Genomic DNA, 20,436 nt, shown 5'->3' on the forward strand with positions numbered 1-20,436 from the left:
ATCCCTAAAATGAAACCAGGCGGTTAAAACCGCCTGGTGTTACAACGCCTGTTACTAGCTTAGCAAGAGTTGTTAAAAAATTCAGTAAGTCCCTAAAGCTTATTAAAAACACGCGCCAGGCGACCGGTGCCGCTCACCCGGACAGGCGACTCGTTGGCCGCGACAAAGGCGGATTCACCCGGTTTGAGCACCAGACGCTCGCTATCTTTATGCAACGTCGCTTCGCCTTCCACACAGAACAGGATCGCGGCGCTCTCCTGTGCAATGGCGGTTTCGTCTGCGCTGAGGTCATGCAGCGAGAAGGCAAAATCGTCAACCGGAATCGGGAAGTCCAGCTCTGCGCCGTTTTTCACCGGCTGCGTAAGCAGCTCCGCAGCAGGTTTTGCCACGAACTTCACGTTGGCAACCAGCTCAGGGATGTCGATGTATTTTGGCGTCAGGCCCGCGCGCAGTACGTTATCGGAGTTAGCCATCACCTCCAGCGCCACGCCGTTCAGGTAGGCGTGCGGGGTTTCAGCGAACAGGAACATTGCTTCGCCCGGGTTGAGCTTCACCACGTTCAGCAGCAGCGGAGAGAAGAGGCCGCTGTCGTCCGGATAAAACACGGAAATTACGCGAATGGTGTCCCATGGCTCACCCTGCTGGCTGTTCAGCGCGGCTTTCAGCACCGCCAGCGCGTGGGATTTTTCCTCGCCCTGCATATTCAGCAGGCTGGCAAACAGCTCGCTCAAGGCTTCTGCGTTCGGGTTTTCCAGGAAATGGGCGATCGCGTTGTGAGCCCCGGCGACCGGTTGCAGCAGGGAGATGATCTCGGAAAACTCGCGGAAGGCATTCATCGCCAGGAAAGGGGTAAGGGCGAAAACCAGTTCCGGCTTGTGGTTAGGATCTTTGTAGTTACGCTCTGCGGCGTCTAACGGAATACCGGCGGCATTTTCTTTGGCAAAGCCCAGCTCAGAGGCTTTTTTGTTCGGGTGAACCTGAATGGAGAGCGGCTGGTCGGCGCACAATACCTTGAAGAGAAACGGCAGCTCACCAAAACGATTCGCCACTTTATCGCCGAGCAGTGCGGCTTTGTCGGCGTCGATGACGTCACGCAGGCTGCGAACCTGGCCGCTGGCATCTTCAATTTTTGAGCTGCTCTTCGGATGCGCGCCCATCCACAGCTCTGCCATCGGCAGGTTGTCCGGGTTGGCGATACCGTAGAGATCCGTTAACGCAGTTTTACTTCCCCAGGCGTAGTTTTGCACTGAGTTGATGAGTTTTTGCATTATCAAGCCCTGATTCATATGTGGAATTAACTCCGCGTATTAAAGCAATAAACCGAATGGAAGTAACCTGCGGATGTAAAAAGTCGTACTAGTCTCAGTTTTTGTTAAAAAATTGTGTAGGATAAGCTGACTCGCTTTTAAGCCGGGCAGCGGAACATCTGCCCTGAATAAACAGACCGAAGCAGTAAGTGAGAGAACAATGTCGAATAAACCCTTCCATTATCAGGATCCTTTCCCCCTCAGTCAGGATCAGACCGAGTATTACCTGTTAACCCGCGATTACGTTTCTGTCTCTGAGTTTGAAGGGCAGGAGATCCTCAAAGTTGACCCGCAGGCGCTGACGTTGCTGGCGCAGCAAGCCTTCCATGATGCTTCCTTTATGCTCCGTCCGGCGCATCAGCAGCAGGTTGCTGATATCCTGAGCGACCCGGAAGCCAGTGAGAACGATAAGTACGTTGCTCTGCAATTCCTGCGTAACTCTGATATCGCGGCGAAAGGCATTCTGCCGACCTGCCAGGACACCGGCACGGCGATTATCACCGGTAAAAAAGGCCAGCGCGTCTGGACCGGCGGCGGTGACGAAGCGGCGCTGGCGCGCGGCGTTTACAATACCTACACCGAAGACAACCTGCGCTATTCGCAAAACGCGGCGCTGGATATGTACAAAGAGGTGAACACCGGCACCAACCTGCCTGCGCAGATTGACCTCTACAGCGTCGACGGTGACGAGTACAAATTCCTCTGCATCGCCAAAGGCGGCGGTTCAGCCAACAAAACCTATCTTTACCAGGAAACCAAAGCGCTGCTTACCCCGGGCAAGCTGAAGAATTATCTGGTCGAGAAGATGCGCACCCTCGGCACCGCGGCCTGCCCGCCGTACCATATCGCGTTTGTGATTGGCGGTACGTCTGCCGAAAGCACCCTGAAAACCGTTAAGCTGGCCTCAACCAAATACTACGATGCCCTGCCAACGGAAGGTAACGAACATGGTCAGGCGTTCCGGGACGTGCAGCTTGAGCAGGAACTGCTGGCCGAAGCGCAGAATCTGGGCCTGGGCGCGCAGTTTGGCGGCAAATACTTCGCGCATGACATTCGCGTGATCCGCCTGCCGCGCCACGGTGCTTCCTGTCCGGCGGGCATGGGCGTCTCATGCTCGGCGGATCGCAACATCAAGGCGAAGATCAACCGCGACGGCATCTGGATCGAGAAGCTGGAGAACAACCCGGGCAAATATATTCCTGAAGAACTGCGTAAAGCGGGCGAGGGGGAAGCGGTTCGCGTGGACCTGAATCGTCCGATGAAAGAGATCCTCGCGCAGCTTTCGCAGTATCCGGTTTCAACGCGCCTTTCCCTGAACGGGACGATTATCGTGGGCCGCGACATCGCCCATGCGAAGCTGAAAGAGCGCCTGGACAACGGCGAAGGGCTGCCGCAGTATATTAAAGATCACCCGATCTACTACGCAGGCCCGGCAAAAACGCCTGATGGATATGCTTCCGGCTCGTTAGGCCCAACCACGGCGGGCCGTATGGACTCCTACGTCGACCAGTTGCAGGCAAACGGCGGCAGCATGATCATGCTGGCGAAAGGCAACCGCAGCCAGCAGGTGACGGACGCGTGCCACAAGCACGGCGGCTTCTACCTCGGTAGCATCGGTGGCCCGGCAGCGGTGCTGGCGCAGGGCAGTATCAAGAGCCTTGAGTGCGTGGAGTACCCGGAACTGGGTATGGAAGCGATCTGGAAAATTGAAGTGGAAGACTTCCCGGCGTTCATCCTCGTGGATGACAAAGGTAACGACTTCTTCAAACAGATCCAGTCTTCCCAGTGTTCGGCGTGTGTGAAGTAATTCTGTAAATTGCCGGGTGGCGCTGACGCTTACCCGGCCTGCATTCTCGTAGGTCGGGTAAGGCGCAGCCGCCACCCGACATCAAAAAGAGCGCACAAAGCGCCATAACGTTTCTCAGAAGTCATCAATACTTATCTCTTAAGCATGTGAGCAATCCCATCTTTGTTATCAAGGAGTAAGTAATGACAATGCATCGCCGCGAGAAAGACTCCATGGGCGCCATTGACGTCCCGGCCGACAAGCTATGGGGCGCACAAACTCAGCGTTCGCTGGAGCATTTCCGCATTTCGACAGAGAAAATGCCCGTCTCGCTAATCCAGGCGCTGGCGTTGACCAAACGCGCTGCCGCCAAAGTCAATCAGGCTCTGGGCCTGCTGGATGCCGATAAAGCCACCGCCATCATCAATGCCGCCGACGAAGTGCTGGCGGGCAAACATCCCGACGAATTCCCCCTTGCCATCTGGCAGACCGGCTCAGGCACCCAGAGCAACATGAACATGAACGAGGTGCTGGCGAACCGCGCAAGCGAGCTTCTTGGCGGCGTGCGCGGCATGGAGCGCAAGGTCCACCCGAACGATGACGTGAACAAAAGCCAGAGTTCCAACGACGTGTTCCCGACGGCCATGCACGTGGCGGCCGTCATCGCAATCCGCGAGCAGCTTATCCCGCAGCTCAACGTGCTTAAATCTACGCTTAACGAGAAAGCGCAGGCCTTCCGCGACATTGTTAAGATTGGTCGTACGCACCTTCAGGACGCCACGCCGCTGACGCTTGGTCAGGAGATTTCCGGCTGGGTGGCAATGCTGGAGCACAATCTTAAGCATATCGACAACAGCCTGCCGCATCTGGCGGAGCTGGCGCTCGGCGGGACGGCGGTGGGCACTGGCTTAAACACCCATCCCGAGTACGCGGTGCGCGTGGCCGAAGAGCTGGCGAAGATCACCGGGCAGCCGTTTGTTACCGCTCCGAATAAATTCGAAGCGCTGGCGACCTGTGATGCGCTGGTGCATACCCATGGCGCGCTGAAAGGGCTTGCGGCCTCGCTGATGAAAATTGCCAACGACGTGCGCTGGCTGGCCTCCGGCCCGCGCTGCGGCATCGGCGAAATCAGCATTCCGGAAAACGAGCCGGGCAGCTCCATTATGCCGGGTAAAGTGAACCCGACCCAGTGCGAAGCCATGACCATGCTGTGCTGTCAGGTGATGGGTAATGACGTGGCGGTTAACATGGGCGGCGCGTCGGGTAACTTCGAGCTTAACGTCTATCGTCCGATGGTGATCCACAACGTACTGCAATCGATTCGTCTGCTGGCCGATGGCATGGAGAGCTTTAACGAGCACTGCGCGGTGGGCATTGAGCCTAATCGCGAGCGAATCAGCCAGCTGCTGAATGAGTCTCTGATGCTGGTAACGGCGCTGAACACCCATATTGGTTATGACAAAGCGGCCGAAATCGCTAAAAAAGCGCACAAAGAGGGGCTTACCCTGAAAGCCTCTGCGCTGGCGCTGGGCTACCTGACGGACGCCGAGTTTGATGCCTGGGTCCGCCCGGAAGCGATGGTGGGCAGCCTCAGATAATCACTGCGCCACATACAGGTGCAGCCGCGGAATAATCAGCTGTAGCGGCTGCGCCTGGGGTTTATAGCGATGCTGAACGTTTTCAGCATCGTAATTCAGCAGTTCCCCGATATCCGGCACCACCGCACCCTGATCGGCATCGTAGAGCGCAATCAGCGGCGTCGGGCAGGCGTATTGCACCTGCTTTTGTTGTCCGGCGTACCAGACGCGGGCGATAGGCTGTACCTTCACCGGACGCTTTATTTTAAGACGGGTATCAGCTGGCAGGGAGGCAATGCTGTGGTACTCCTGCTCCAGCCGTTCAATCCACTGTTCCCGCGACCACGGGGCGACCGTTCGTGGCGATTTCAGGCTTTTCTCCAGCTGAGCCAGGATCTCATCGCGCGTGAAATTTTTAATGATGTGCTTGTTGGCCCAGCCGAAGCGCAGCGTGGCGGGGTGGCGCAGTACCGTCAGCGTGCGGTAAGCATTCAGGGTGATCAGCCCCGGAAGCTGGCGATGCACCCATTCAAAACGAGCAGCCGGCGCCAGCCCGGACTCAACGGTTACAATCTTCTCAAAGGCGGCTTTCAGCGTATTGATATGCGTAATCTGCGCCTCAATTCCTTCACGCGTTGCGGCATCCGTTTGCAGGCAGATGACGCCGGGCAGGCGAACGGCGGCCTTACTGCTGCGATTTTCAGACTGCTGCTGGATGAAAAGGCGACGAAAGTGCTGCAACGTCATTTCCAGCGCCGCCTTGCCAATATGCTGCGTCACCTCAATGGTGTTCATCGGGTCGTGCTCCGCGCCTTTCGCCACCTCGGGCAGAGAAAAGACGCGGGCGGCCAGCAGGCGGCAGTCCTGAAGTTGCCCCGTGAGGGTCAGTAACGCCTGCTCTATTTCCCGAAATGTGGTGTTAAGCCTTTCGATGAGATCGTAAGTTGCCATGGCAGCCCTTAATTAGTTACAACATACTTTTGATATAGCACAACACGCCGGGTCAGGCCAGCGTGCGGTTTAGGTCAGGCAGGTACGGGAAGGGGAAGATTGTGATAGATCGGCCAGCTAAAGACGAACCGGGCCCCACCCAGCTCGCTCGCTTCGCAGCGAACCGAACCGCCCATCGCCTGGGCAATAGAACGGACAATTGCCAGCCCCAGACCACAGCCGCCGGTAGCCCGATCGCGGCTGGGATCGAGGCGCACAAACGGCTCAAAAACTTTTTCACGCTCCGCCGGCTCAATGCCGGGGCCATCGTCTTCCACACACAGAATCGCCTGGCTTCCCTGCAAATCTAAACCTATGCGCAGCGTCGTTTCGCTGTAGCGCATGGCGTTGTTCATCAGATTATCCAGCACGCGTTCCATCAGGCGCATGTCCAGTGCGCCGTACGCGCCGGGGGTAATGGCTGTCAGCAGTTTTCGCTGAGGGTTAACGCTCTGCACATCGTTAATATGCGTCTGTAGCCAGGCGGGGAGATCCGGTGTACTGAGGTGCAACTCCGTCTGAGGCCGATCGAGGCGGGCATAGGTCAGCAGCTCTTCAATCAGCGCTTCAAGCTGGCCAATATCCCGATTGAGCGCCTGCGATTCCGCCCCGGTGAGGTTCTCGCTCATCTCCAGGCGATAACGCAGGCGTACCAGCGGAGTGCGCAGTTCATGCGCAATACCATCGATCAGCTGCTTCTTGCTGGCAATCAGGGCGTTGATGTTATCGGCCATCTGGTTGAAGGCAATACCGAGCCGGTCAAAACTGGAACCGCTGTCGAAATGTATGCGTTCAGTTAAATGACCCTCCCCAAAACGCTGTGCGGCGGATTCTAGTTTCAGCATGTCCTGCCAGTGCGGTCGCATCCAGATGAACACAGGTAAAGCGAGCGAAATGGCAATAAAGCCCAGCAGAGCGAGATCCAGCAGGCGCATCTGGTGCAGGTAATAGAGATAGGGCACTGGCCCGACGGCCAGAACATAATGGCTGCGTGGAATACGCTGAATGAAGGTATATTTCTCGTCCAGTGCGACGATGTCTCCGTCGCGCAGACGCTGCATCGCAGGCGGCGCTAAGTCAAAATCCTTCATGGGTTCGATACGCAAATCAAACGACAGATTCAGATCCAGCTCTTTTAACGTGCGCGCCCAGTCATGAGGAGGAATTTCTCGCAGCTCGCTACGCATCAGATAGAGCGAGCTTTTCATCAGATCGTCCAGGGATTGCCTGCCCGCGCGCTCTGCGGTGAATTTGTAGACCAGCCCGACCAGCATGGTCATCACCAGAAAGCAGACAAACAGCAGGAGATAAAACTGCACAAACAGCTTTTTCATTGGATAGCACCGCTAAATCAATCAATTAAGAACCCGGCTTTACTTCGTCAGCCCTGCGTGGACATCCTTATCACCACAGGAACGAAGAAGGTTGATGATACACTTTCTTCGGAAACAGAGGGAGCAAAGTGAACAGCACGATTATGCGGAATAGTTAAATTTAAAGGGCAATGTCGTAAAAAAGCCTGCATTTTGCAGGCATTAATAATGATGGATTGTAATTTTTCTCATTCTGAGTGAAATAAATGCTGTGTTGTTAACCGGACTAGTGACAGAAAATATTATAAATATTGTTTGGCAGCATCAGATATTTCCTGAGAGGTAAGTTCCCTGTCTGAAGCAACATAGATAGAATTATGATCTCCCGTCAACGACGGAAAGCTTGCAGTCATGATCTGAAGATTAATTTCTTCACCATCCGGATATGTCTGGCGTACAGACGTTATGCCCTTAAGCACGATAATGACTTTGCTGGGGTTGGCATTAAAAAAAATGATCACCTTTTTCATATATCACTCTATATCTCTTTGTTATTGTGCAAGGTAAGAATGTTCCAGAAGCGTGGCTCCTTTCCTTTTTTTGCTCTCTTTGGGAAATAAAAGCAAGCAATATCCTGCCTTAACGTGTATGGTGGCAATCCTTTTCATTCAGGAGCAGCCTATGTCGGGACGTAAAAACTCGCAACTTCGTCGCAATTATTTAGTCAAATGTTCATGTCCAAACTGCGCTAAAGAGTCAGAGCACAGTTTCACTCGCATACAAAAGGGGGCCCAGCTTGTCTGTCCCTACTGTAGCGCTTTGTTTAAATCCTCTCAGCGTCTCTGAAGAAATACTCATACAAGAAGTGGAAGAGACGATGTTTTTCGCGGCCGCCTGACCTCAATAACACTTTACTGATTTACAAGCAGTTAGCATCGGATTGTAGACTGCTTGTGCAGTCCACGAGCCAGAAGCAACATCATCGTCAACGCGGCTGTGTGCTGATATTATTTATCGCAAAGCGTTACATTCGCAGCAGCAGGGCCTTTATCGCCGCTTACGATGATAAATTCGACTTTCTGACCTTCAAAAAGTGTTTTGAAGTTCTCTCCCTGAAGGGCAGAGAAATGCACGAAAACATCTTTGCTGCCATCTACAGGGGAGATAAAACCAAAGCCTTTATCTTCCTTAAACCACTTAACCAGACCTAAAATTTTTGATGACATAAAGACTCCATTTGAACATTTCCGAAGTGATATAAAAGCTAATAAACATATAATGCTAAGGTGTGGACTCAAAAGGAGGGGATATCAGCGATAGCGCCTGGTTATGAGAATTGTCATGCAACTTGTCCAACTATTATTGGATCGGACTAACGAGACCATTAATGCACGGGCAGGGTTAATTAGCAATTTTTATTTTAGCCTTCCGGATGGCTTGCTTAAAATTGCACAATAAAAATTAATTTGGTACAAGAAGCCAGAGTTGCCAGGCGTGACTACAGCCCAAATGTCCCCACAGGAGCATTTGGGCTGTAGTCACGGAGATTTATCCGGACAAAGGCGGTGCAGCAGAAATATTAATTATCTTGATCTCAATATTTCCGATTTTCGCTAATGTCTGGATTTACCTGTGCTGACAATCAGTGGGTTGGTGGCAAACCCATGCGGGCATTTCCGCGCGTTGCAATGCACCGCGTAAGTGCATATCTCCTCGTGCTGGTTTCGATTGTATGGGCAGGCCATCTTGTTTTTAATTTCACTCCACAACATTTCGTTGTAAGGTGATATGTTGTATATCGATATAGGCTTGAAAACACCATTTATGAAGACGCCATTTTTTGTCGGATATATCCTGTCACCGGGGTACAAATAGACATCGCTTTCATACCAAATGATGAGTTTCAAGAACTTGAGTCCCAAGATGCTTGAATAAACGATTCCCGTGTTAGGACAAATTACCGAGCTAATGACTCTCCATGACATTGCTATACCTCTTTCATTAAATAATTGAGAGAGTATAAGGTTTAGCATGAGAATTAGATTTCTGCAAACACGTAAGCTATTGAAAAAGATCGATATTATTTATATGTTCGCCATTATCCCCTTTGTTTTCATAAGGATAAGATAATGATTAAGTCAATTGTAAAGATCATTTTTAGCCTAATGTGCATTTAAGTGACGGATTTTTGATCGATGATGGTGCCTGCTCTGCTGAATATATATTGTACTATAGCAATCAAATACATTAGCGCTACTTTTGTTTACGCGAAAAATGCACATCGAAATAGAACTGGAGAGAGGAATCAGACCAGAGGATATGTCATAACTGACGATGCATATAATCGATAACTTTCGACGAATATCGATAACAATTCCGATGCATCGTCAGTTATTTTTCGAATATTCCTGGTTGCTCCTTTTTCAGGTTTCCCAGGCGTGCGGTGCAAACAGATAGCCCTTGTTGCGTACGGTTTTGATGCGGTAAGGTTCCGTGGCGTTATCCAACAGTTTTTTACGCAGTCGTGAAATCGCCACATCAACGCTACGATCCATTCCGTCGTAACTTACGCCGCGCAGATTTTTCAGCAATGCATCCCGGTCCATAATTTGTCCGGCATGGGTTGCAAGCTCCCACAGCAGGTCAAAATCTGCGGTTGAGAGCGCAATCAGCTCCCCGGAAAGCATAACCTGTCGGTTGACCGGGTCGATAGAAAGTGTGCCGAAACGCATCGCTTTATGCGGCGTTAAGGAGGGCGCAGGCGCTTCACGCTCAGCGCTGGCACGCTGACGCAGATGGAGGCGTAAACGGGCTAGCAGAACCGCCGGCGGCGTGGTTTTCAGGATGTAGTCGTTTGCGCCCATCTCAAGCGACAGAATATGATTCATATCGCTGTCGAGAGAGGTCAGCAGCACGATCGGGCCGTCCCATTTCGCGCGCAGATCCCGGCAGAGCGTCATACCATCTTTCCCGGGCAGCATGATGTCCAGCAACACCAGATCCGGATTTTCGCGGTTGACGACGTCTTCAGCGCGATCGCCACGAGGCTCGACAACCACTTCCATATCATGTTTACCCAGATAAGCGGCGATTAATTGCCCCACCTCGGGTTCATCTTCAACATAAACAATCTTATTCATACAACGTCTGTCATCGCGAAAAACGTCAACATACACCGCGCAACCTTAACCTTCCATTAATCTTTCAAAATTAGCCGGAGTTCCGTTATCCTGCACGGGAATGTTATTTGATTGTTAAGGGAAAAGAATGGGGCTGGTGATAAAAGCCGCGCTGGGTGCGCTGGTCGTGCTGCTGATTGGGGTGCTGGCTAAAACGAAGAACTACTACATTGCCGGGCTGATCCCGCTGTTTCCCACCTTTGCGTTAATCGCGCACTATATTGTGGCCTCTGAGCGGGGTATTGAGGCGCTGCGCGCCACCATTGTGTTCGGGATGTGGTCGATCATCCCGTATTTTATTTACCTGCTGTCGCTGTGGTACTTCACCGGTTTTCTGCGTCTGCCCATGGCGCTGGGCGGGGCGGTGGTCTGCTGGAGCCTCAGCGCCTGGGTGCTCATCTTCTTCTGGAGCCGCTTTCACTAGCGCAGGGGGCGGCCACCGTCCACGGCAAACGTTCGGCCCGTGACGTAACAGCTGGTCAGCAGATAATCGATCAGGTCGATCACCTCTTTCTCGCCGGGCGCAATTTTCATTAACGACTTGTTGAGCGCCTGCTGACGATACTCGGCATCATCGCCTTCGTTAAATAAAATCATCGCCGGAGCAATCGCGTTGACCTTTACCTCGGGCGCCAGCTTGCGTGCGAAAGAGCGGGTCATATTATCCAGCGCGGCTTTGCTGGCCGCATAGGCGATGTGTTTGTCGCTTCCTCGCTCCACCACGTAATCGGTGAAATGGATAATGTCGCCTGCGGCATGGCCGTGTCCGCGCAGCAAATCCTGTAGGGCATGGTTGAGCAGATAAGGCGCATTAACGTGGATCTGCATCATGCAGGCGAGCGTTTCGCTGAGTGAATGTCCTGCTTTTTCGGGAAGCCAGGTACTGGCGTTGTGAATAACCGCCCGCAGTCCGTGGGTGGTCGACTTCACTTTGTCCGCGAAGGCGAGAATACCTTCATCTGTGGAGAAATCCGCCTGAATGCAGACTGCTCCGGCATTTCGTAGCCCTTCAATGGAGGGATATTCCGTGCGGTAACTGACGATAACCGGATGGCGAAGATTGAGAAAGTGATGGGCGAGGGCGAGGCCAATGCGACGGCCTGCGCCAGTGATCAATATTGGGCGTTGCTGCGTGTGTCCCATCGTAATCTCCTTTTCAGTTCAACAATGGGACAGGCGGCGCTATCCCATTAACATCCACGTTGCCGGTACGGCAGCGACTAACAGCAAACCTATCAATGCCATTTCGCGGCGCTTAAGGGCATTATCAAGCTGATGTGTACGGCGAGCGTAGATAAACACCAGCAGGCCCGGCGCGTAGAGCACCACGGACAGCAGCAGATGCATCGGTCCGGAAGCATACAACAACCATAGACCGTAAATACAGGCGCCGACGCCTACCGCATAGTGTGCCGGGCGGGTCGCAATTTTTAACAGATATGCGCCCACTAAGAAATAGGGTACCAGAATCATCTCGGAGGCGATGGTCAGCAGCGTGTTATAGTCCGATCCTGTGAGCCAGATCAGCACCAGACAGACCTGCACGCTGATGTTGGTGAGCCACAGAGAGGCCGATGGCGCACTGTTTTTGTTCTGACGGGCAAACAGGCGCGGGAACGCTTTGTGCGTGGCGGCCAGGAACGGGACTTCCGCTGCCATAATGGTCCAGCTCAGATAGGCGCCGCAAACGGAAACAATCAGACCCGCCGCGATAATCACGTCCCCCCAGGGACCCAACATTTTCACCATCAGCCCGGCCATGGACGGGTTACGCATTTCCGCAAGTTCAGGGCGAGCTACCACGCCGAGCGACAGCAGCGTCACCAGCAGATAAACGCCCAGCGCCGCCAGTACGGCCAGCAGCGTGGCGCGTCCCACATCGCGCTTGTTACGCGCGCGGGCAGAGACCACGACGGCACCTTCAACGCCGATGAACACCCACAGGGTGATCAGCATGGTATTTTTCACCTGTTCCCAGACGGGGACGCCCAGCGCAATGCCGCTGAAATCGAGCGTAAAGACATCGAGACGGAAGGCGAGGAAGGCCAGCACGACGAACAGGCCAAGCGGCACCAGCTTGGCCAGCGTCGCCACCAGGTTAATGCTGGCTGCGGTCTGGACGCCACGCAAAATCAGCCAGTGAACTATCCACAGCAGGACCGAGGCGCCGACGATGGACTGCCAGGTATTGCCGTCGCCAAACAGGCGCAGTTCGGGCGTATCGGTAAAGAAGCTGAGCGCCGAGAAGACGATAACCAGATAGGAGACGTTGGCGATCACCGCGCACAGCCAGTAACCCCAGGCGGAGCAGAAGCCGATCAGCTCGCCGAAACCTTCCCGGGCGTAAGTGAATATTCCGCCGTCCAGATCCGGTCGGATACGGGTCAGCAGCAGCATGGCGAACGCCAGCAGCAAAATCCCGACACCGGTAATGCCCCAGCCAATCAGTAATGCGGCCGGGCTGGCGACGGCCGCCATGTTCTGCGGCAAACTGAATACGCCCGCGCCCAGCATTGAGCTCAATACAAGTGCAGTTAAAGCACTCAGGCCAAGTTTCTTTTCCATTGGCTTCCTGTTATGAAAAGTCCAAATCCAGAATAATTATTTCGCTAAGGCGCATAAAAATGGTGGATCACGCTAAGGCGCGGGATTTTACGGAGTGTGAAGGATGCATGCAATGACGTGTGGCAGAAATCAGAAAAAAAGTAACAAAAAAGGCGGCACTGCGCCGCCTTTATGAAACCGTTTTGTTACTTGTACAGATCGGCGCTGATGGTCAGGTTGTTACCACGTTCCTGCCACTGGCGGGTGATGTGGTAATACTTCGCGCCTTTCTTCGCAGCACGCTTCGCCACCTGATAGGAGATTTCCGTCATGTTGCCATAGTTGCCCGTAAACTTGATGCTGTCGAACGGCACCATCTGCGCGGCAGTGGCTTTGTTCAGCTCTTCAATTTTCGTGCCGTCTGGTAACGTAACGGTATAACGACCGCCTTTGGTGGATTGGGTTTCAAAGAAACGACCCACTTCAGCGCTTGGTGCCGCCGAGGTTGCAACGCCCGGAATTTCCACTTTCTTCGCTTCTTCACCGCCTTTCGCTAACGCGGCACGTCCCGCATCTGAATCCGCTGGAATGGCATCCGGGCTTTGTACTACGCGTTTTTTCGCATCTTGCTTATAGATGAAGGCGGTGATGCGCTGGTTTCCGCCCTGGTTGGCATCAACCTGACGCACGATATAGAACGCGTAAGCGCCTTTTTCTCTCGCGGCTTTGGTGATGGCATCGTTAACTTCAGGCTGGCTGCGGTAGAAGCCCTGAACGGTCACGGTGTCATACGGTTCCAGCTGAACAGCCTGATCTTTCGGCAGTTCAACAATGCCGTTAATCACGCGGTTTTTCTGTTCATCTGCTTTTGGGGCGTTCTCTTTGTACAGCGCAATCGTCACGCGCTGGTTGCCGCTGTTGCCCTGATCGGACTGGTCAACAACGTAAAACGAGGCAGCGCCGTTTTTATCGGCGGCTTTTGATGCGGCGGTGACGGCATCGCCAATAGAGTTATAGCGACCCACAATGACCGTATGGTCAAAAGGTTTTAACGCTGCCGCTTGCTCCGGCGTCAACTCTGTCGCGGCATTCGCAGACAGGGCGGTCGCGGAAAGAAGTGCGGACGCCAGGAGTGTGTTCTTAAGCTTCATAAAAATAATCCTTCGCCTTGCGCAAACCATGTACTGGTGTTGTTGTTAATTTGAGACGGTCCCGATTATGGCATTTAACACCCGTCGCTGTCTGCGGCATTTTTCACAGCCTGTGCTCACCAAAGGACCTGATTCGATAACATTTTGTGATATGTGGAAAAAACAGGCGTTTCACAAGCAAAACTGATTAAGCATATGACTTTTCAAGTTAATTTAATGTTAATGAGTTGTTCTTTTATGGCGCTATATCATGTTTTTACCGCTTCGCTTGCGCGATTTATCGGTCCTGAAGGCGAATTTAAGGTAAATATCTCTGTCAGTGACCCCGATCGCTTATTTTTCACAGATAAAGTAAGAAATAGTGTTTTCTGGCGGTAGATCACGGGCGCTATTTTCAGTAGGTTATAGAAAGTTTGTTACTGTTTTATTTTCCGGGGTTAATCATTCTCCGTCGATATCTCGATGGTGAAAATTGATACAAACCGTGGGCAATTATCGACAAACCATCATCAAAAACCGATGGAAGGGAAAACTATGCGTATTGGGGTACCAAAAGAACGGTTAGCCAATGAAACCCGCGTAGCGGCAACACCAAAAACGGTGGAGCAACTGCTTAAACTGGGTTTTACCGTCGCGATTGAAAGCGGCGCGGGCAAACTGGCGAGTTTCGATGACGAGGCCTTTACTCAGGCTGGCGCGGAAGTAGTGGACGGTGCTGAGGTCTGGCAATCACCCATCATTCTGAAGGTCAACGCACCGGAAGAGAGTGAAATTGAACTGCTGAACGCGGGCACGACGCTTGTGAGCTTTGTCTGGCCAGCCCAAAACCCGGAGCTGATGGAGAAGCTGGCAGCACGCGGTGTCACCGTGATGGCGATGGACTCCGTGCCGCGTATATCGCGCGCGCAGTCTCTGGATGCGCTGAGCTCCATGGCGAACATTGCCGGCTATCGCGCCATTGTCGAAGCTGCGCATGAGTTTGGTCGCTTCTTTACCGGTCAGATTACGGCGGCAGGTAAAGTACCACCCGCGAAGGTGATGGTGATTGGTGCCGGTGTGGCAGGACTTGCCGCTATCGGGGCCGCAAACAGCCTGGGCGCTATTGTTCGCGCGTTTGATACCCGGCCGGAAGTGAAGGAGCAGGTGCAGAGTATGGGCGCCGAATTCCTTGAGCTGGACTTCAAGGAAGAAGCGGGCAGCGGTGATGGTTACGCGAAGGTCATGTCTGAAGCCTTTATTAAGGCGGAAATGGCGCTCTTTGCGGCGCAGGCAAAAGAGGTGGACATCATTGTCACCACCGCGCTTATTCCGGGTAAACCGGCGCCGAAGCTGATCACCCGTGAGATGGTGGATTCCATGCAGCCGGGCAGCGTTATTGTCGATCTGGCGGCGCAAAACGGCGGTAACTGTGAGTATACCGTGCCAAACCAGGTCACGACGACCGCGAACGGCGTGAAGGTGATCGGTTATACCGACCTGCCAGGGCGTCTGCCAACCCAGTCCTCTCAGCTGTACGGCACGAACCTCGTTAACCTGCTGAAGCTGCTCTGCAAAGAGAAAGACGGCAACATTACCGTTGATTTTGATGATGTGGTGGTGCGTGGCGTTACCGTGGTGCGTGAAGGGGAAATCACCTGGCCTGCACCGCCGATTCAGGTTTCCGCTCAACCTCAGGCTGCGCCGAAAGCGGCGCCAGAGCCCGCGGAGCCAGCAAAACCTGCGTCGCCGTGGCGCAAATACGCCATCATGGCGCTGGTTATTATCCTGTTTGGCTGGCTGGCGGATGTCGCGCCAAAAGAGTTCCTTGGCCACTTCACCGTCTTCGCGCTCTCCTGCGTGGTGGGTTACTACGTCGTGTGGAACGTTTCTCATGCGCTGCATACCCCGCTGATGTCGGTCACCAATGCCATCTCCGGGATTATCGTGGTCGGGGCATTGCTGCAAATTGGTCATGGCGGCTGGATCAGCTTCCTGAGCTTCATTGCGGTGCTGATCGCCAGTATCAATATTTTCGGTGGTTTCACCGTGACTCAGCGCATGCTGAAAATGTTTCGTAAAGGCTAAGGGGTAGCATATGTCTGGAGGATTAGTTACAGCCGCATACATTGTTGCTGCAATCCTGTTTATTTTCAGTCTGGCGGGGCTTTCCAAACACGAAACGTCTCAGCAGGGAAATAACTTTGGTATCGCCGGGATGGCGATTGCGCTGATTGCCACCATCTTTGGGCCGGACACCGGCAACGTGGCGTGGATCCTGGTGGCGATGATCATCGGCGGCGCGATTGGTATTCGTCTGGCGAAACGCGTTGAAATGACCGAGATGCCGGAGCTGGTTGCCATTCTGCACAGCTTCGTGGGTCTGGCGGCGGTGCTGGTGGGCTTCAACAGCTACCTGTACCACGAACCGGGCCTGGAGCCGATTCTGGTGAACATCCACCTGACCGAAGTGTTCCTCGGCATCTTCATCGGTGCGGTGACCTTCACCGGGTCGATTGTGGCATTCGGCAAGCTGCGCGGGAAGATCTCTTCCAAACCGCTGATGCTGCCTAACCGCCACAAGCTGAACCTGGCGGCGCTGGTCGTTTCCTTTGTGCTGCTGGTGGTCTTCGTGCGTACCGAAAGCGTAGGCTTGCAGGTGCTGGCGTTACTGGTGATGACCATCATCGCGCTGGCCTTCGGCTGGCATCTGGTGGCGTCTATCGGCGGAGCAGATATGCCGGTGGTGGTTTCCATGCTGAACTCCTACTCCGGTTGGGCGGCGGCGGCGGCAGGCTTTATGCTGAGCAACGACCTGCTGATTGTCACCGGTGCGCTGGTCGGTTCTTCCGGTGCGATCCTGTCTTACATCATGTGTAAGGCGATGAACCGTTCGTTTATCAGCGTCATCGCGGGTGGCTTCGGTTCTGACGGCTCATCAACCGGTTCTGATGAGGAAGTGGGTGAACACCGTGAAATCAGCGCGGAAGACACCGCAGAGATGCTGAAAAACTCGCATTCCGTCATCATCACCCCAGGCTATGGCATGGCGGTGGCGCAGGCGCAGTATCCGGTGGCGGAAATCACCGAGAAACTCCGCGCACGCGGCATCAAGGTTCGCTTTGGTATTCACCCGGTGGCGGGGCGTCTGCCAGGCCACATGAACGTGCTGCTGGCGGAAGCGAAGGTGCCTTACGACATTGTGCTGGAAATGGACGAGATCAACGATGATTTCGCCGACACCGACACCGTGTTGGTGATTGGCGCCAACGACACCGTTAACCCGGCGGCGCAGGACGACCCGCGTAGTCCGATTGCGGGTATGCCTGTTCTCGAAGTGTGGAAGGCGCAGAATGTCATTGTCTTCAAACGCTCTATGAACACCGGCTATGCTGGCGTGCAGAACCCGCTGTTCTTTAAAGATAACACCCACATGCTGTTTGGTGACGCCAAGGCCAGCGTGGATGCGATCCTGAAAGCGCTGTAATTGCGCTTCATCCTGACAAACCGCCCCCCGGGGCGGTTTTCTTATTTCTGCGGCCAGCTTTTCTCCTCTGTCTATACTTTACCCTTTGTGTAATACGAGGAGGTGTAATGCGATTTTTGTCCCGCTTCGACATCATCGAGCTGATGATGACGCCATCTTTCTGGATCGGCGTCGCCACGGTGGTTTTTGTGACTCTGCTGGTGTACTGGCTGCTGACGCGTCTGATCGCCTTCGTTAAGAAAGGGATCACTACCTGGGGCGACAAGCACCCCACCACCAACCGGATGCGTTTTATCCTGACGGATATGCTTAACCGCACCAGCCGCTTCCTGCTTTTTGTCGTGGCGCTGTTATTCAGCCTGCGTTTCGTCGACTTACCGGATCATCTCTTTGGTACCGTGAGCCACGCCTGGTTCCTGGTCTTCGCTATCCAGGTGGCGCTGTGGATGGATCAGGGGGTGGTGTCGTGGCTTCGTCACGTCATGCTGGCGCCGGGAAGCCATAAAAACCCGGTGACGCTGGTGATCACGGGGCTTATCCTCCGTGCCATAGTCTGGTCAGTGATGCTGCTGTCTATTCTTGCTAACGCGGGCGTCAACATCACTGCTCTGGTTGCCAGCCTTGGGGTAGGGGGTATTGCAATCGCCCTCGCGGTGCAAACGATCCTGAGCGACGTGTTTGCATCGCTTTCCATCGGTTTTGATAAGCCGTTCGAAATTGGCGATTTTGTGGTGTTTAACGATGTCGCCGGGACGGTAGAGCACATTGGCCTGAAAACCACCCGTATCCGCAGCCTGAGCGGGGAGCAGATTGTCTGCGGGAACGCCATTCTGCTGCAACAGACGCTGCATAACTACAAACGGATGCAAACGCGCCGGATCGTCTTTACCTTCGGGGTTGCCAGCGACACGGCGCCGGACAAACTGCGTTCAGTGGGTGATATGGTCAAACAGATCATTACCGACGTCGGGGAAACGAAGTTTGACCGCGCCCATTTCCTGGGCTTCGATCGCGATCGCCTGACCTTCGAGGTGGTCCATATCGTTAATACGGCGGACTACAACAAGTACATGGATATTCAGCAGGAGATCAATATCCGTATTCTGGAGGGGCTGAACCAGCAGGAGATCAAGCTGGCGCTGCCGAGCATGGTTCTGCACGCGCCCTGGATGAATGCCGGCGACGAGGCACCGACGCAGCGGTTGAGCGAAGCGTAATAAAAAAGCCCGCCGTTACCGGCGGGCTTTCATTTTGGGGTCAATCGTCTTCCTCATCGTCCAGTTCAACCGGCGTTTGATACTGATCCGGTTTGATGACCAGAAGGTCGCAGCGCAGGTGGTCAATCACCTGCTCGGCGGTATTTCCCAGGAACGCGGCAGAGATACCGGTCCGGCCAATGGTGCCCAGCACCACAATCCCGGCCTGCAAATGTTCCGCCAGATCCGGAATAACCTCTTCCGGTAACCCTTTTTCTACGTGCGTCATATTCTCATCGATACTGAATTTCTGGCGCAGCGCTTTCATGGCCAGCAGATGCTGACCGCGAATCGCGTCGTTATACACGCTCGGGTCAAATTCAGGCAGCTCGATGGCGATATTGATTGGCGTAACCGGATAGGCACCCACCAGATGGACTTCGGTGTGGTTAACCTGGTCGGCAAGCTGGATGGTTTCCTTCACCAGCTTCTCGTTCAGCGAATTGTGATAATCCTCTTCGCTGGCCAGATTCACCGCCACGACGGCTTTCCCGCCCTCAGGCCATGGCTGATCTTTCACCATCCATACCGGGCAAGGGCATTTGCGCAGCAGGTGCCAGTCGGTTGGAGTGAAAATCACGGATTCCAGTTTGTCATGCTGGTGCGCCATTTTCAGCAGCAGGTCATGCCCACCGGCCACCACTTCCTGAATAATGGCTTCGAAAGGTCGGTTGTGCCAGACCACTTTGATATCAATCGGTACGCCCGCTTCCAGGTAATATTTCGCCTGCTCGCGGATCCACGCGGTACGCTGGCTGATCACTCCCTGACGCATAGCGGTGCGCTCGTCAGGCGACAGAAGGGTGGTCATCTCGTATGAGAAGTCATAAATCGGCAAAAAGGCTTTAATTTTGCCACCAATCCGTTGATGTAAATACACAGCACGTCGTAATGCCGGCTGATCGTCCTGGTTAGGATCGATAGCCACCAGCATGTTTTGATACTTTGCCATACAGGTCTCCTTACTACTGTCACCACAGTCTGTAAGTAAAAGAGTAACCTATATATCTTGAATGAAACAGGGGGGAAGTTTTTGCCAGATCAATAATCATGAAAATTTATCGACCTGGCATAAGATATCCGGGAGAGTTATGCCACGTTACGTGAGTGACCCGCCAGAATGGCCAGCGCTTCACCGTTTTCGATGGTGATGTACTTACCTTTAACCGCCAGCATTCCGCTCTTCTGGAAGCGACCCAGCAGACGGCTGATGGTTTCCACGGTCAGGCCCAGATAGTTGCCAATATCGCCGCGCGTCATGGTCAGACGGAATTCACGCGGGGAGAAGCCACGCTCCGCGAAACGGCGGGAGAGGTTATAGATAAAGGCGGCCAGACGCTCTTCGGCATTCTTTTTGGAAAGCAGCAGGATCATATCCTGATCGCCTTTAATCTCACCGCTCATCAGACGCATCATCTGCTGACGCAGGTTCGGCATCTTACCGGACAGATCGTCCAGCGTCTCAAACGGAATTTCGCAGACCATAGAGGTTTCCAGCGCCTGAGCAAAGCTCGGGTGATGGCCACTGCCGATGGCGTCAAAGCCGACTAAATCGCCTGCCAGATGGAAGCCGGTGATCTGCTCGTCGCCCTGTTCGGTAATGGTGTAGCTTTTGATGGTGCCAGAACGGATAGCATAGAGCGATTTCAGTTCGTCTCCCGCCTTAAACAGCGTCTGCCCTTTCTGAATAGGCTTTTTGCGCTCGATGATATTGTCAAGCTGATCGAGTTCGTGCTCATTCAGAGTAAACGGGATACAGAGCTGGCTGATGCTGCAATCCTGGCAATGGATAGCACAACCGCCAGACTGAATGCGTCGTATAATTCGCTTTTCCGGGATCATAGGTTTGCTCAAGCCTTAATTGATATTG

General features: G+C 53.7%; 19 protein-coding genes. 7 read left to right on the top strand and 12 right to left on the bottom strand.

Features of this window, described 5'->3' with window-relative positions:
- Nucleotides 1–92 precede the first annotated feature (92 nt).
- A complete protein-coding gene (gene manA, locus O1721_RS14100; protein WP_032648147.1) occupies nucleotides 93–1,268 on the bottom strand; it encodes a mannose-6-phosphate isomerase in 1,176 nt (391 codons plus the stop codon).
- A gap of 199 nt (nucleotides 1,269–1,467) precedes the next feature.
- Here manA and fumA point away from each other — a divergent pair, with 199 nt between their 5' ends.
- Both fumA and fumC read left to right on the top strand, forming a co-directional pair.
- Entirely contained in the window at nucleotides 1,468–3,114 is a 1,647-nt protein-coding gene (gene fumA / locus O1721_RS14105; RefSeq protein ID WP_479953102.1) for a class I fumarate hydratase FumA, read from the top strand.
- A gap of 182 nt (nucleotides 3,115–3,296) precedes the next feature.
- Nucleotides 3,297–4,691 (top strand): class II fumarate hydratase, encoded by a 1,395-nt coding sequence (fumC, locus tag O1721_RS14110; protein ID WP_032648149.1) that lies wholly within the window; start codon nucleotides 3,297–3,299, stop codon nucleotides 4,689–4,691.
- Here fumC and tus read toward each other — a convergent pair whose 3' ends face one another.
- The 3 genes from tus to O1721_RS14125 form a co-directional block, all read right to left on the bottom strand.
- On the bottom strand, nucleotides 4,692–5,621 hold the full coding sequence (gene tus, locus O1721_RS14115) for a DNA replication terminus site-binding protein (RefSeq protein WP_032648151.1): 930 nt from the start codon (nucleotides 5,619–5,621) through the stop codon (nucleotides 4,692–4,694).
- 74 nt (nucleotides 5,622–5,695) lie between these two features.
- On the bottom strand, nucleotides 5,696–6,994 hold the full coding sequence (gene rstB, locus O1721_RS14120; RefSeq protein WP_032648153.1) for a two-component system sensor histidine kinase RstB: 1,299 nt from the start codon (nucleotides 6,992–6,994) through the stop codon (nucleotides 5,696–5,698).
- 281 nt (nucleotides 6,995–7,275) lie between these two features.
- Nucleotides 7,276–7,503: a hypothetical protein gene (locus O1721_RS14125; protein ID WP_017384578.1), complete on the bottom strand. Its 228-nt coding sequence runs from the start codon at nucleotides 7,501–7,503 to the stop codon at nucleotides 7,276–7,278.
- A 151-nt stretch (nucleotides 7,504–7,654) separates the two neighbouring features.
- Here O1721_RS14125 and O1721_RS14130 point away from each other — a divergent pair, with 151 nt between their 5' ends.
- Nucleotides 7,655–7,819, top strand: coding sequence for a YnfU family zinc-binding protein (locus tag O1721_RS14130; RefSeq protein WP_213083756.1), 165 nt, complete (start codon nucleotides 7,655–7,657; stop codon nucleotides 7,817–7,819).
- Nucleotides 7,820–7,980: 161 nt separating this feature from the next.
- Here O1721_RS14130 and O1721_RS14135 read toward each other — a convergent pair whose 3' ends face one another.
- From O1721_RS14135 to rstA, 3 genes are all read right to left on the bottom strand, one after another.
- The gene (locus tag O1721_RS14135; protein WP_017384577.1) at nucleotides 7,981–8,199 is read right to left on the bottom strand and encodes a cold shock domain-containing protein; all 219 of its coding nucleotides are present in this window, start codon (nucleotides 8,197–8,199) and stop codon (nucleotides 7,981–7,983) included.
- Between the two features lie 387 nt (nucleotides 8,200–8,586).
- The gene (gene iraM, locus O1721_RS14140) at nucleotides 8,587–9,006 is read right to left on the bottom strand and encodes an anti-adapter protein IraM (protein WP_015570651.1); all 420 of its coding nucleotides are present in this window, start codon (nucleotides 9,004–9,006) and stop codon (nucleotides 8,587–8,589) included.
- Nucleotides 9,007–9,396: 390 nt separating this feature from the next.
- Complete coding sequence (gene rstA / locus O1721_RS14145; RefSeq protein ID WP_015570649.1) at nucleotides 9,397–10,113, bottom strand: two-component system response regulator RstA; 717 nt, start codon at nucleotides 10,111–10,113, stop codon at nucleotides 9,397–9,399.
- 127 nt (nucleotides 10,114–10,240) lie between these two features.
- Between rstA and O1721_RS14150 the strand changes: the two genes are divergently transcribed.
- Nucleotides 10,241–10,576, top strand: coding sequence for a GlpM family protein (locus O1721_RS14150; RefSeq protein ID WP_015570648.1), 336 nt, complete (start codon nucleotides 10,241–10,243; stop codon nucleotides 10,574–10,576).
- Here the strand turns inward: O1721_RS14150 and folM are convergent.
- From folM to ydgH, 3 genes are all read right to left on the bottom strand, one after another.
- Nucleotides 10,573–11,295: a dihydromonapterin reductase gene (folM, locus tag O1721_RS14155; RefSeq protein WP_003857550.1), complete on the bottom strand. Its 723-nt coding sequence runs from the start codon at nucleotides 11,293–11,295 to the stop codon at nucleotides 10,573–10,575. The genes O1721_RS14150 and folM overlap by 4 nt on opposite strands.
- 39 nt (nucleotides 11,296–11,334) lie before the next feature.
- Entirely contained in the window at nucleotides 11,335–12,717 is a 1,383-nt protein-coding gene (locus O1721_RS14160; protein WP_003857548.1) for an amino acid permease, read from the bottom strand.
- Nucleotides 12,718–12,902: 185 nt separating this feature from the next.
- Entirely contained in the window at nucleotides 12,903–13,847 is a 945-nt protein-coding gene (gene ydgH, locus O1721_RS14165; protein WP_032648155.1) for a DUF1471 family protein YdgH, read from the bottom strand.
- 534 nt (nucleotides 13,848–14,381) lie between these two features.
- Between ydgH and pntA the strand changes: the two genes are divergently transcribed.
- From pntA to O1721_RS14180, 3 genes are all read left to right on the top strand, one after another.
- The gene (gene pntA / locus O1721_RS14170; protein WP_032648158.1) at nucleotides 14,382–15,911 is read left to right on the top strand and encodes a Re/Si-specific NAD(P)(+) transhydrogenase subunit alpha; all 1,530 of its coding nucleotides are present in this window, start codon (nucleotides 14,382–14,384) and stop codon (nucleotides 15,909–15,911) included.
- 10 nt (nucleotides 15,912–15,921) lie between these two features.
- Nucleotides 15,922–17,310, top strand: coding sequence for a Re/Si-specific NAD(P)(+) transhydrogenase subunit beta (gene pntB / locus O1721_RS14175; RefSeq protein ID WP_003857541.1), 1,389 nt, complete (start codon nucleotides 15,922–15,924; stop codon nucleotides 17,308–17,310).
- A gap of 107 nt (nucleotides 17,311–17,417) precedes the next feature.
- Nucleotides 17,418–18,527: a mechanosensitive ion channel family protein gene (locus O1721_RS14180; protein ID WP_017694101.1), complete on the top strand. Its 1,110-nt coding sequence runs from the start codon at nucleotides 17,418–17,420 to the stop codon at nucleotides 18,525–18,527.
- 40 nt (nucleotides 18,528–18,567) lie between these two features.
- Here the strand turns inward: O1721_RS14180 and uspE are convergent, their stop codons facing one another.
- Complete coding sequence (uspE, locus tag O1721_RS14185; protein WP_006808916.1) at nucleotides 18,568–19,518, bottom strand: universal stress protein UspE; 951 nt, start codon at nucleotides 19,516–19,518, stop codon at nucleotides 18,568–18,570.
- Between the two features lie 137 nt (nucleotides 19,519–19,655).
- Complete coding sequence (fnr, locus tag O1721_RS14190; protein ID WP_000611906.1) at nucleotides 19,656–20,408, bottom strand: fumarate/nitrate reduction transcriptional regulator Fnr; 753 nt, start codon at nucleotides 20,406–20,408, stop codon at nucleotides 19,656–19,658.
- Between the last annotated feature and the right edge of the window lie 28 nt (nucleotides 20,409–20,436).

Source organism: Enterobacter cloacae complex sp. HYC033_NIDB (assembly GCF_056673335.1).